The sequence below is a fragment of the Streptomyces sp. 840.1 genome, assembly GCF_003751445.1.
Lineage (GTDB): Bacteria > Actinomycetota > Actinomycetes > Streptomycetales > Streptomycetaceae > Streptomyces.
Genome location: NZ_RJUU01000002.1, coordinates 532,160 through 544,493, shown reverse-complemented (window position 1 = coordinate 544,493; position 12,334 = coordinate 532,160). Strand labels below are relative to the sequence as shown.

8 protein-coding genes and 1 rRNA gene are annotated in these 12,334 nt (G+C 69.0%); 5 read left to right on the top strand and 4 right to left on the bottom strand.

Annotated features, from left to right (window positions below; translation table 11 throughout):
* Positions 1-238: 238 nt before the first annotated feature.
* Positions 239-1,764: ribosomal RNA gene (locus tag EDD93_RS28765) — 16S ribosomal RNA — on the bottom strand.
* Between the two features lie 702 nt (positions 1,765-2,466).
* Here EDD93_RS28765 and EDD93_RS28755 point away from each other — a divergent pair.
* Complete coding sequence (locus EDD93_RS28755) at positions 2,467-2,916, top strand: PTS glucose transporter subunit IIA (protein WP_123528407.1); 450 nt, start codon at positions 2,467-2,469, stop codon at positions 2,914-2,916.
* A 76-nt stretch (positions 2,917-2,992) separates the two neighbouring features.
* Positions 2,993-4,663: a phosphoenolpyruvate--protein phosphotransferase gene (gene ptsP, locus EDD93_RS28750; RefSeq protein ID WP_123528406.1), complete on the top strand. Its 1,671-nt coding sequence runs from the start codon at positions 2,993-2,995 to the stop codon at positions 4,661-4,663.
* A gap of 78 nt (positions 4,664-4,741) precedes the next feature.
* On the opposite strand, the gene EDD93_RS28745 is transcribed toward ptsP, so the two are convergent.
* On the bottom strand, positions 4,742-5,605 hold the full coding sequence (locus EDD93_RS28745; protein ID WP_398905859.1) for a hypothetical protein: 864 nt from the start codon (positions 5,603-5,605) through the stop codon (positions 4,742-4,744).
* Between the two features lie 166 nt (positions 5,606-5,771).
* Positions 5,772-7,748 carry an acetoacetate--CoA ligase gene (locus EDD93_RS28740; protein ID WP_123528404.1) on the bottom strand — a complete coding sequence of 659 codons (1,977 nt, stop codon included), beginning with the start codon at positions 7,746-7,748 and terminating at the stop codon, positions 5,772-5,774.
* A gap of 251 nt (positions 7,749-7,999) precedes the next feature.
* Between EDD93_RS28740 and EDD93_RS28735 the strand changes: the two genes are divergently transcribed.
* Positions 8,000-10,351 carry a glycoside hydrolase family 31 protein gene (locus tag EDD93_RS28735; protein WP_123528403.1) on the top strand — a complete coding sequence of 784 codons (2,352 nt, stop codon included), beginning with the start codon at positions 8,000-8,002 and terminating at the stop codon, positions 10,349-10,351.
* A 6-nt stretch (positions 10,352-10,357) separates the two neighbouring features.
* On the opposite strand, the gene EDD93_RS28730 is transcribed toward EDD93_RS28735, so the two are convergent.
* Complete coding sequence (locus EDD93_RS28730) at positions 10,358-10,885, bottom strand: NUDIX domain-containing protein (RefSeq protein ID WP_260255972.1); 528 nt, start codon at positions 10,883-10,885, stop codon at positions 10,358-10,360.
* 135 nt (positions 10,886-11,020) lie between these two features.
* Between EDD93_RS28730 and EDD93_RS28725 the strand changes: the two genes are divergently transcribed.
* Complete coding sequence (locus EDD93_RS28725; protein ID WP_123528401.1) at positions 11,021-11,827, top strand: M15 family metallopeptidase; 807 nt, start codon at positions 11,021-11,023, stop codon at positions 11,825-11,827.
* Positions 11,828-11,943: 116 nt separating this feature from the next.
* Complete coding sequence (locus EDD93_RS28720) at positions 11,944-12,291, top strand: DUF962 domain-containing protein (RefSeq protein WP_123528400.1); 348 nt, start codon at positions 11,944-11,946, stop codon at positions 12,289-12,291.
* Positions 12,292-12,334: the final 43 nt, after the last annotated feature.

Here is a 12,334-nt window from a genome sequence, read left to right as displayed (position 1 = left end):
CGAGTTCACTGGGGCCGGCAACCGAAGGACGACCATGACGGCCGTACCTTCAGATACCCAACAGCGTGCCCGACCCGATCAACCAATTCCCATTTTCCACGCCGAAGCAGTACTCACGAAAACCAGCCAACCGTGCCGAATAGTCAACGTTCCACCCATGAGCAACCAGCACCGAACATTCGCCGGTGTACTGGCCTCTGACCAAAGCCCGTAGACCCTGGTAAGAAGTGCTCCTTAGAAAGGAGGTGATCCAGCCGCACCTTCCGGTACGGCTACCTTGTTACGACTTCGTCCCAATCGCCAGTCCCACCTTCGACAGCTCCCTCCCACAAGGGGTTGGGCCACCGGCTTCGGGTGTTACCGACTTTCGTGACGTGACGGGCGGTGTGTACAAGGCCCGGGAACGTATTCACCGCAGCAATGCTGATCTGCGATTACTAGCAACTCCGACTTCATGGGGTCGAGTTGCAGACCCCAATCCGAACTGAGACCGGCTTTTTGAGATTCGCTCCGCCTCGCGGCATCGCAGCTCATTGTACCGGCCATTGTAGCACGTGTGCAGCCCAAGACATAAGGGGCATGATGACTTGACGTCGTCCCCACCTTCCTCCGAGTTGACCCCGGCAGTCTCCTGTGAGTCCCCATCACCCCGAAGGGCATGCTGGCAACACAGAACAAGGGTTGCGCTCGTTGCGGGACTTAACCCAACATCTCACGACACGAGCTGACGACAGCCATGCACCACCTGTATACCGACCACAAGGGGGGCACCATCTCTGATGCTTTCCGGTATATGTCAAGCCTTGGTAAGGTTCTTCGCGTTGCGTCGAATTAAGCCACATGCTCCGCTGCTTGTGCGGGCCCCCGTCAATTCCTTTGAGTTTTAGCCTTGCGGCCGTACTCCCCAGGCGGGGAACTTAATGCGTTAGCTGCGGCACCGACGACGTGGAATGTCGCCAACACCTAGTTCCCAACGTTTACGGCGTGGACTACCAGGGTATCTAATCCTGTTCGCTCCCCACGCTTTCGCTCCTCAGCGTCAGTAATGGCCCAGAGATCCGCCTTCGCCACCGGTGTTCCTCCTGATATCTGCGCATTTCACCGCTACACCAGGAATTCCGATCTCCCCTACCACACTCTAGCCTGCCCGTATCGACTGCAGACCCGGGGTTAAGCCCCGGGCTTTCACAACCGACGCAACAAGCCGCCTACGAGCTCTTTACGCCCAATAATTCCGGACAACGCTTGCGCCCTACGTATTACCGCGGCTGCTGGCACGTAGTTAGCCGGCGCTTCTTCTGCAGGTACCGTCACTTTCGCTTCTTCCCTGCTGAAAGAGGTTTACAACCCGAAGGCCGTCATCCCTCACGCGGCGTCGCTGCATCAGGCTTTCGCCCATTGTGCAATATTCCCCACTGCTGCCTCCCGTAGGAGTCTGGGCCGTGTCTCAGTCCCAGTGTGGCCGGTCGCCCTCTCAGGCCGGCTACCCGTCGTCGCCTTGGTAGGCCATTACCCCACCAACTAGCTGATAGGCCGCGGGCTCATCCTTCACCGCCGGAGCTTTTAACCTTCCCCCATGAGAGGGAAAGTATTATCCGGTATTAGACCCCGTTTCCAGGGCTTGTCCCAGAGTGAAGGGCAGATTGCCCACGTGTTACTCACCCGTTCGCCACTAATCCACCCCGAAGGGCTTCATCGTTCGACTTGCATGTGTTAAGCACGCCGCCAGCGTTCGTCCTGAGCCAGGATCAAACTCTCCGTGAATGTTTTCCCGTAATCGGGACCACACCACGAGAGCGGAACAGTCGAGTCGGAATAAGACCGACTGTTCACTATGTCCTCGCTATGTGCATTGCCTGGTAGAACCACTAGTGTGGTCTGCCAGGACTTTCAAAGGAACCTCGAACCTACCGAAGTAGGTCGGGGTATCAACGTATCTGGCGTTGACTTTTGGCACGCTGTTGAGTTCTCAAGGAACGGACGCTTCCTTTGTACTCACCGCAGAACATTTTCTGCGACTTTCCTCCGGGCGCTTCCCTTCGGTCTTGCGTTTCCGACTCTATCAGACTCTTTCGTGTCCGATTCCCGGTCGAAGCGGGCCTCGCATTTCCGCTTTCCAGTTCTTCGCTTTCGCGTTTCCCTTTCCGGCGAGTCCGACTCTATCAGGCCTTTCCTGTCCCTTTGACCAAGGCCCAGCAGACATGCCGGTGCCGATCTCGGGTTAGGGTTTGGGCTAATTAGTCGCCGCCGACCCCCGACTCAATGTCGCGTTGGGGTCAGGCAGGAGTACGACAGTACAGGCTGCCGGGAGACGAGGCAAATCGTTTCCGGTGCACCCCTAGGTCCTCGAACCGCCAGGACTCAGGCGGAACCGGGACTTCTCATGACTTACTCTGCTGAGCAGTACGCCGCCGTCCTACAGGCCGCGGCGGCGCCATTGAAGCTCCACTCTGGGAGGCTCCCCCCATGACCACTGTGACGTCCCCTCTTGCCGGACGCGCCATCGGGCTCGCTGCGGTACCCGACCCGGTCTTCTCCGGTGCGATGGTCGGTCCCGGCACCGCCATCGACCCCGTACGCGAGCCGTCGGAAGCCGTGTCGCCGGTCGACGGAATCGTCGTCTCCCTGCACCCCCACGCCTTCGTGGTCGTGGACGGCGAGGGACACGGGGTTCTCACCCACCTCGGTATCGACACCGTCCAGCTCAATGGTGAGGGCTTCGAACTCCTGGTGAACAAGGGTGACACCGTCACTCGCGGCCAGAGCATCGTGCGTTGGGACCCGAGCGCCGTCGAGGCAGCCGGCAAGTCCCCGATCTGCCCCGTCGTGGCACTGGAGGCGACGCCCGACTCGCTCTCCGACGTCATCGAGAGCGGCGAGGTCAAAGTCGGCGACGCACTGTTCGGCTGGCAGTAATGCGTTCGGCGCAGTGACAGCCGACCGGATAACCAACGCGGCGGCATCGACCACCGCACAATCGGAGACAGGTGAAATGGAGACAACGCTGCGGGGCGTAGGCGTGAGCCACGGTGTGGCGATCGGCGAGGTACGGCACATGGGCACGGCAGTGCTCGAACCGCCGGCCAAGCAGATCCCGGCCGAAGAGGCTGAGCGCGAGCAGGGACGGGCGCGGCAGGCCGTGGAGGCGGTGGCGGCCGACCTCGTCGCTCGCGGCAACCTGGCCGGTGGCGAGGCCCAGCACGTGCTGGAGGCCCAGGCCATGATGGCCCAGGACCCCGAGCTGATGGCCGATGTCGACCGGCGCATCGCTGTCGGCAGCACCGCCGAGCGCGGCGTGTACGACGCGTTCGCCTCCTACCGCGCGCTGCTGGCGGGTGCCGGAGAGTACCTGGCGGGGCGGGTCGCCGACCTCGACGACGTGCGCAACCGGATCGTGGCCCGGCTGCTCGGTGTGCCGATGCCGGGTGTGCCGGACAGCGACGAGCCCTACGTGCTGATCGCACGGGACCTGGCCCCCGCCGACACGGCTCTCCTCGACCCGGCTCTGGTGCTCGGCTTCGTCACCGAGGAGGGCGGACCGACCAGCCACAGCGCCATCCTGGCGCGGGCGCTCGGTGTGCCCGCCGTTGTGGCACTCCCCGGCGCGGGTGAGCTGGCCGAGGGCACCGTCATCGCGGTGGACGGCAGCACCGGCGAGATCTTCGTCGAGCCGAGCGCGGAGAAGCGGTCGGAGATGGAGAGCGCCGCCGCCGAACGGAAGGCCGCGTTGTCCAAGTCGACCGGTCCCGGCGCGACGTCCGACGGTCACAAGGTGCCGCTGCTCGCCAACGTCGGCGGGCCCGGCGACGTGCCGGCGGCCCTCGAGGCGGGCGCCGAGGGTGTGGGCCTGTTCCGCACCGAGTTCCTCTTCCTCGACGACAGCAAGCAGGCGCCGTCCGAGGAGAAGCAGATCACGGCGTACCGCGCGGTGCTCGAGGCGTTCCCCGAGGGACGTGTCGTGGTGCGGGTACTGGATGCCGGGGCGGACAAGCCGCTGGACTTCCTGACTCCGGCGGACGAGCCGAACCCCGCACTGGGTGTGCGCGGGCTGCGCAGTCTGCTGGACCACCCCGATGTGCTGCGGACCCAGCTGACCGCGCTGTCGAAGGCGGCCGAGGGGCTGCCCGTCTATCTCGAGGTCATGGCCCCGATGGTCGCGGACCGCGCGGACGCCAAGGCGTTCGCCGACGCGTGCCGGGAGGCCGGGCTGAACGCGAAGTTCGGTGCGATGGTCGAGATCCCGTCGGCCGCGCTGCGCGCCCGTTCGGTGCTTCAGGAGGTGGAGTTCCTGTCGCTGGGCACCAACGACCTGGCGCAGTACACCTTCGCGGCCGACCGTCAGGTGGGTGCGGTGTCCCGGCTGCAGGACCCGTGGCAGCCCGCGCTGCTGGATCTGGTGGCGATGTCCGCCGACGCTGCCAAGGCCGAGGGCAAGAGCTGCGGCGTCTGTGGTGAGGCTGCCGCCGACCCGCTGCTCGCCTGTGTGCTGACCGGTCTTGGAGTCACGTCGCTCTCGATGGGTGCCGCCTCCATTCCTTATGTACGCACCACGTTGGCGAAGTACACGTTCGCCCAGTGCGAGCGGGCCGCCTCCGCGGCGCGTGCGGCGGACTCCGCCGAGGAGGCGCGGGTCGCCGCGCAGGCGGTGCTTTCGGGCGAGTAGGGCCGCACCGCCCGGACGTTCCGGACGATGACGCGAAGGGGCTTCCCGCCGTTGGTGGCGGGGAGCCCCTTCGGCCTGTCAGTGGTGGGACTCCGGCTCATCGGCCCCGATGTTGAAGCCCGCGCAGTACTCCACGCCGGATTCCGGGGAGACCGGCTCTCCCGTGTCGGCATCGGTGCAGTAGGCGCTGAAGACCTCGCCCGCGGTGAGCGGGACCAGGGCGCCCCGTGCCAGCCGCCAGCCGTGCACCCGGTCCGGGGCCCCGGGCGCAGTCGTCCGCAGGACGACTCCGCCGCGGCGTTCGAGGGCGATGCCGACGGCGAGGACGGTCACGAATTCGGCTCCTTCCGCCGAGTCGAGGCGGGCGGGTCCGGTCGTGTCGCGGTCCGTGTGCAGGGCGGCGAGCAGCTGTTCGTTCTCCGTGGGGGTGCTGCAGACCAGGTGATGGGTGCCGGGGCCCGCCGACTCCAGGACGCGCAACAGGAGATGGGACGCCCGGTCGAACGCCGCGCGGCCGACGTCCTGGCCGCAGTCGGCGCACTCCCCCAGGCCGGCCAGGAGCATCGTGCCGTACTCCCAGGTGGCCCGGCGGACCGACCTGGAGACGAGGAGCGGGATCAGACCGTCGAGCGGCTGTCCCGTGTAGGTGACGGTGGCCCCGATCCCCGCGATCTCCGCGGTGAAGCGGCTGCGGCTGGCCGGGGAGTCGGCCGCGATGTCCGATTCGGCGCAGAACTGCGCGTACTCCTCCGGGTCGAAGAGTGCGACCGTCGTGTGCACGCCCTGCGCGGTGAGGGCTTTGAGCAGGCCTTCGACCTGCTGGAGGTAGACGGAGTGGTCGTCGAAGGTGAAGGTGGCGTAGTGCCGCATCGCCGCGAAGTCCTGTTCATCGGTCAGGAGGCCGATGGTGCTGGGTGCTTCGCGGCGCAGCGAGCGTCGCATCGTGGTGCCGGTCCGGCCGCCGGGCGCGGACCGCTTGCTGCCGGCCCGGCTGTTCCCGGTCCGCTTGTTGCTGGACTGCTTGTTACTGGTCTGCGCCATGATTCCCCCAGTGCGCTGTCGATCATTGCTCACTCAGAGTAATCACGGGCACTGACAGTGCCGTCGGTCAGCGGCGCCGGCGCGCCAGCTCCTCGTAGAAGTGGAGGAGTTCCAGGTTGTCGATGGATCCGGGGTTGACGGCCTTGGCCAGGGCCGTTCCCTGGAGCAGGCGCTTGACCGGAACCTCGATGCGCTTGCCGGTGAGGGTGTGCGGGATGCCGGGGACCTCGATGACCTCGTCCGGGACGTGGCGCGGTGAGAGGTTCTCGCGGATGGTGCGCTTGATGGCGGCGCGCAGTTCGTCGTCGAGCGTGGCGCCCTCGGCGAGGTGGACGAAGAGCGGCATCCAGTACCCGCCGTCCGGCTCCTCCAGTCCGATGACGAGCGATTCGCGGATCTGCGGGAGCCGTTCGACCGCTTCGTAGATGTCGGCGGAGCCCATGCGTACGCCCTGGCGGTTCAGGGTGGAATCGGAGCGGCCGTGGATGACGACGGAGCCGCGGGAGGTGATCGTGATCCAGTCCCCGTGGCGCCAGACTCCGGGGTACACGTCGAAGTAGCTGTCGTGGTAGCGGCTGCCGTCGGGGTCGTTCCAGAAGCGGATCGGCATGGACGGCATGGGTTTGGTGACGACGAGTTCGCCGACCTCGCCGGTCAGCGGCTTGCCGGCCGGGTCCCAGGACTGGAGGTCCGTGCCCAGGCCTGGGGCCTGGAGCTCGCCGATGTGGACGGGGAGGGTGGGGACCGCTCCGGCGAAGCAGCTGCAGACGTCGGTGCCGCCGCTGACGGACGCGATCCACAGGTCGTCGGCGACTTCGTCGTGGAGCCAGCGGAACCCGTCGGGCGGGAGCGGGGAGCCGGTGGTGGCGACGCACTGGACCCGGGAGAGGTCGAAGTCGCGCCCCGGGTGGATGCCGGCCTTGCGGCAGGCCATGACGTAGGCGGCGGAGGTGCCGAAGAGGGTGGCGCCGGTCTGTTCGGCGACGCGCCACTGGGCGCTGACGTCCGGGTAGCCGGGGCTTCCGTCGTACAGCACGAGTGTGGTGCCGGTGAGGAGGCCGGAGACGAGGAAGTTCCACATCATCCAGCCGGTGGAGGTGTACCAGAAGAAGCGGTCCTCGGGGCCGAGGTCGCAGTGCAGGCCGATCTGCTTGAAGTGTTCGAGCAGGATGCCGCCCTGGGACTGGACGATGGCCTTGGGCAGGCCCGTGGTGCCGGAGGAGTAGAGCACCCACAGCGGGTGGTCGAAGGGGACCTGCTCGAAGACGGGTTCGGTGTCCGAGGCGGTGAGGGCGGACCAGTTCAGGGCGCCGTCGGGTGCGTCGGTGCCCAGCAGCGGGATGTGGACGACGGCGCGCAGGGTGGGCAGTTCGCGGCGCAGCTCGGCGACGGTGTCGGCGCGGTGGTGTTCCTTGCCGCCGTAGCGGTAGCCGTCGACGGTGAACAGGACGACGGGTTCGACCTGCTGGAAGCGGTCGAGGACGCTGCGGGCGCCGAAGTCGGGGGCGCAGGAGGTCCAGACGGCTCCGACGGCGGCGGTGGCGAGGAAGGCGACGACCGCTTCCGGGATGTTGGGGAGGTAGCCGCTGACGCGGTCGCCGGGGTTGACGCCCAGTGCGCGGAGTTCGGCGGCGAGCGAGCCGACCCGGCGGCGGAGCTCGGACCAGGACATGGGCGTCTGGGTGTGGGTCTCGTCCACGTGGAGCAGGGCGGGCGCGTCGGCGCGCAGGGGGTCCTCGGCGGCGCGCAGCGCGTGTTCGGCGTAGTTGAGGGTGGTGCCGGGGAACCACTGGGCGCCGGGCATGGCGCGGTCGCCGATGACGGTCTCGTACGGGGTGGAGAACCGTACGTCGAACCATTCGGCGACGGCCTGCCAGAAGGTGTCCAGCTCGTCGACCGACCAGCGGTGCAGCGCTGGGTATCCGCCGTCGGCCGGTGCTCCGTGGCGCTCGGCCGCCCAGTTCTGGAAGCGGGTGACGGCCGCGGTCGCGATGCGGTCCGGGCCGGGCTGCCAGAGGGGGGCTTCGTCGGCTGCTGAGGTCATGGATCGGCTCCTGGCTTTCCGGGTACGCGGGTCGGCGTGGGTCGCGCGCACGTGCTGGGGTGTGCGCGTGAGGCGGCTTTCACGGACGATGCCATGTGATCGTCTTTCGCACCAGGGCCGCCCCTCCATGACCGCGTGTCCGGATATGTGGTCCGGCCACGCTTCGTGGCGCACGGCCGTGCGGTGGTCCGTGAATGAACGGAAGTTGAACAGAGCCCGCTGCCGCGTCGCCTGATGGCAGGGTGTGCCGCATGAACGGTCGTGACCTGGTGCGCTCGGTGAAGTCGGTGGGTTCGAAGCAGGGGCTGCGGGCGGTGCGCTCGGCGTGGCGGCGCTCACGGCTGGACGCGCGGGCGCTGCCGTCGCGCGGTCCGGAGCGGGCGCGGGTGCCGGGGCCGGTGGTGGGGGCGGAGCCGGGGCCGGGCGGCGGTGTGGTGCGGTTCGCGCGCTCCGAGCTGAGTGTCCGGGTCGCGGTGGGGGGTGCGGTGTTCTGGGGGTGGGACGGGGCGGAGCCCTCGCCGTCGTACGCGCTGCCGGGGTCCGTTCCGGACGCCGATCCGCGGGCCGTTCTGGAGCCGGACAAGGACGGCGGGTGGCAGGTGGTGTCGGAGCGGCTGACCTTCGCGGTGTCCCGGCACGGGGCCGTGGAGCTGCGGACCCCCGGGGGCGTGGTGCTCCGTCGTGAGCTGCCGCCCCGGTGGTGGGAGCCGGTGGCGGGCGGGCCCGCGCGGTGGGTACAGCGGTCCGAGGTCCCGGCGGACGCACGGTTCTTCGGGCTCGGCGGGCGGGCGGCGGGTCCTCGGCTGACGGACGGCGGGTACGGGCTGTGGAACACCGATCCGGGCGGCCGGTTCGGTCCCGGTGACGATCCGCTGTACGTGACGATGCCGGTGCAACTGGTGGTGTCGGACGCGGGGACGCATCTGGCGTTCCACGACAACTCCTGGGCGGGGCGGGTGACGCTGCGCGAGGGCGAGGAGGGGGCCGGCTCCGGTCATGACCGTCCGGGGATGTCCGAGGTGCGGATGGCGGGCGGGCCGCTGCGCTGCTGGGTGGTGGCGGGCACACCGGCCCGGGTGCTCCAGGGCTGGACGGCCCTGACGGGCGCGCCGGCGCTGCCGCCGTCGTGGGCGCTGGGTGCGCAGCACGCCCGCTGGGGTTTCGGGAGCGGGCGGGAGGTGCGGCGGATCGTGTCGGGGTACCGGGAGCGGGGACTGCCGCTGTCGGTGTTGCATCTGGACATCGACCACTACGACGCGCACCGGGTGTTCACGGTGGACCGGGAGCGGTTCCCCGATCTGCCGGGGCTTGCGGCGGATCTGCGCGCGCAGGGGGTGCGGCTGGTGTCGATCGTGGATCCGGCGGTGCCCGCGGCTCCGGGTGACGCGGTGTTCGACGCGGGCCGGGAGGTGGGGGCCTCGGGGGCGTTCGTGCGGGACGCCGGGGGGCGAATCGTGCGCGGGGAGGTGTGGCCGGGTGAGTGCGTGTATCCGGACTTCACCGATCCGCAGGTGCGCGAGTGGTGGGGCGGGCTGTACGCGGAGCGGCTGGCGCAGGGGTTCTCCGGTGTCTGGCACGACATGAACGAGCCGGTGTCGTTCGCGGCGTTCGGCGACACGACGCTGCCCCGTTCGGCGCGGCACTCGCTGGAGGGGCGCGGCGGTGATCACCGCGAGGCCCACAACGTGTACGGACTGGCGATGGCGCGTGCCGGGTACGAGGGGCTGGCCCGGCTGCGTCCGCAGGAGCGGCCGTTCCTGTTCTCGCGTTCCGGCTGGGCGGGGATGCAGAGGTACGGGGGCACCTGGTCCGGTGATGTGTCCACGGGCTGGCCGGGGCTGCGGGCCTCGCTGGCGCTGGTGCTGGGCCTCGGGCTGTGCGGGGTGCCGTATTCGGGTCCGGATGTGGGTGGTTTCGACGGGTCGCCGTCGCCGGAGATGTATCTGCGGTGGTTCCAGCTGGGGGCGTACCTGCCGTTGTTCCGCACGCATGCGGCGATCGGCGCGGGACGCAGGGAGCCGTGGGAGTTCGGGCCCCGGGTGCTCGAGGCCGCGCGTGAAGTGATGGTGGAGCGGGAGCGGCTGCGCCCGTACTGGGTGACGCTGGCGCACCTGGCCCGGCTGACGGGTGCGCCGTACGTGCGTCCGCTGTGGTGGGGCGCGCCGGGTGACCGGGCGCTGCGGGACTGCGAGGACGCGTTCCTGCTGGGGGACGCGCTGCTGGTGGCGCCGGTGCTGGTGCCGGGGGCCGGTGAGCGGGCGGTGCGGCTGCCGCCGGGGCGCTGGTACGACACGGTGAGCGGTGCGGTGCACGAGGGGCCCGGTCAGGTGGTGGTGGAGGCGCCGTTGTCGCGGGTGCCGGTGCTCGCGCGGGCCGGGTCGGTGATTCCGGTGCGGGGTGCGGACGGCGGGCTGGAACTGGAGGTGTGGGCGCCGGTGGAGGGGCGCGGCGGTGGCGGATCGGTGGTCCGTGACCCGGGGGACGGCTGGGAGGAGGCGGTGGTCGAGCGGTACACGACCCGGCTGGTGGACGGGCGGGTGGTGGTGGAGCGGGACGGCGAGGAGGGGCTGGTGTCGTGTCCGGTGCGGGTCCGGGGGCTCTGACCCCGGTCAGCGGTAGCGGCCGGCGAACCAGGAACGGACGGCCTCCGTATGGAGGGGGAAGGCGAGCTCCTCGGGGGTGCGCAGGATCTCGTATCCGGAGGTCTCGTCGGTGGGGACGGACGGGGGAAGGGCGGCGGCCGGGCGCGGCGGGAGCAGGCCGAACAGGAGCAGGTGGCCGTCGGGTGAGCTGAGGGCGTCGGCGAGCCGGACGTCGTCGCGGTGGGCCTCGATGCCGGTCTCCTCGCGGAGTTCGCGCACGACCGCGTGTTTCCAGTCCTCGGCGTGGTCGACGAAGCCGCCGGGCAGGGCGCGTCCGCCTAGGCGGGGTTCGATGGTGCGGGTGATGACGACCAGTCCGGTGCCGGGCCGGCCGGTGACGGGGAGCAGGGCGACGGCGACCGGCAGGGGGTTGCGGTAGGCGGTGGCGCCGCAGACGGTGCACGTGCGGGGCCAGGCGTCCGGGGAGGCGAGGGCGGTGTACGGGGCTCCGCAGCTGCCGCAGTGGGAGTCCTTCACGGGATGTGCCGGACTCACGGGGTGCACCGGATTCACGGCGTTACCGTGCTGATCGGGATTCACGGGCTCGTCGGGGTCTCTCGTCGTCGCGGACACGCGCGGACTGTATCCGATCGCCTGTGCCGCACGGCCGCACTGGTGGACGATGTGCTCATGACAGGTCTCGCTTCCGCTTTCCGTGCCCTCGCGGCCACTGCCGCCACCCTGCTCGCCGTCACCGTCGCCGCCCCGGCGGCACAGGCGAAGCCCGAGCCGAAGGCTCCCGCGGAGTTCGTCTCGCTGCGCGCGGTGGATCCCACGATCATCCAGGAGATGCGTTACCCCACCGGGCACGACTTCATGGGTGAACCCGTGGACGGCTACCGCGACCCCCTCTGCATCCTGACCCGGCCCGCCGCCCAGGCGCTGCACCGGGCCCAGCTCCGGCTGCTGCGCCGGGGCTACTCGCTCAAGGTGTACGACTGCTACCGGCCCCAGCGGGCCGTCGACCACTTCGTACGGTGGGCGAAGGATCTGGACGACGAGACCATGAAGGGCGAGTTCTACCCGCAGGTCGACAAGACCCGGCTGTTCGCCGACGGCTACATCGCGGAGAAGTCCGGCCACAGCCGGGGCAGCACCGTGGACCTGACGCTGGTGAGGCTGCCGGCCCGGCCCACCCCGCCGTACCGGCCGGGTCAGCCGCTGGTGCCCTGTTACGCACCGCAGGCCGAGCGCTTCCCTGACAATTCGGTCGACATGGGCACCGGGTTCGACTGCTTCGACACCCTCTCGCACACGGACGATCCGCGGATCCACGGAGTGCAGCGCGCCAACCGGCAGTTTCTGAAGAAGACGCTCACCGACGCCGGATTCGTCAATCTGGCCGAGGAATGGTGGCACTACACCTTCACGCCGGAACTGTTCCCCGACACCTACTTCGACTTCCCGGTGGCCCGACGGTCCGTCGCGGGCCACTGAAACCGAGGGGACGAGCGGGCGACTGGGACCACCCCCGTGGGTTCCAGCCGCCCGTTCTTCTTCTCGGACGCGAACCGGCCGTATCCGGTTGCCGTTCCAGCCACTACCGTGCCCGTATGTCACAGCAGACGTTCGATTCGTACGAGGAATTCTGGCCCTATTACGTCGCGATGCACTCCAGGGCCGCGACCCGCTGGGTCCATCTGACCGGCACCCTGACCGGTCTCGCCCTCACGGCCTACGGGCTGGCTCGCGGCCGCAAGCGGTACGCAGCGGCGCTGCCGCTGATCGGGTACGGGACCGCCTGGCCCGCCCACTTCCTGATCGAGAAGAACAACCCGGCGTCCTTCGGGCATCCGGCCTGGTCCCTGCGCGGCGACGTGCAGATGATCCGGATGATGCTGGCCGGCCGCGACCGGGAGCTCGCGGAGACGGCCGCCAAGTGGCTCGCCGACAGCAGCTGACCGTGGCACACTTCTGACGTTCCGTCAGATTCAGTGCTGGGGA

Bases quoted from the DNA above. Each gene is read 5' to 3' on its own strand.
- EDD93_RS28755 (WP_123528407.1), top strand. From the start codon at position 2,467: ATGACCACTGTGACGTCCCCTCTTGCCGGACGCGCCATCGGGCTCGCT.
- ptsP (WP_123528406.1), top strand. From the start codon at position 2,993: ATGGAGACAACGCTGCGGGGCGTAGGCGTGAGCCACGGTGTGGCGATC.
- EDD93_RS28745 (WP_398905859.1), bottom strand. From the start codon at position 5,605: ATGCGACGCTCGCTGCGCCGCGAAGCACCCAGCACCATCGGCCTCCTG.
- EDD93_RS28740 (WP_123528404.1), bottom strand. From the start codon at position 7,748: ATGACCTCAGCAGCCGACGAAGCCCCCCTCTGGCAGCCCGGCCCGGAC.
- EDD93_RS28735 (WP_123528403.1), top strand. From the start codon at position 8,000: ATGAACGGTCGTGACCTGGTGCGCTCGGTGAAGTCGGTGGGTTCGAAG.
- EDD93_RS28725 (WP_123528401.1), top strand. From the start codon at position 11,021: ATGACAGGTCTCGCTTCCGCTTTCCGTGCCCTCGCGGCCACTGCCGCC.
- EDD93_RS28720 (WP_123528400.1), top strand. From the start codon at position 11,944: ATGTCACAGCAGACGTTCGATTCGTACGAGGAATTCTGGCCCTATTAC.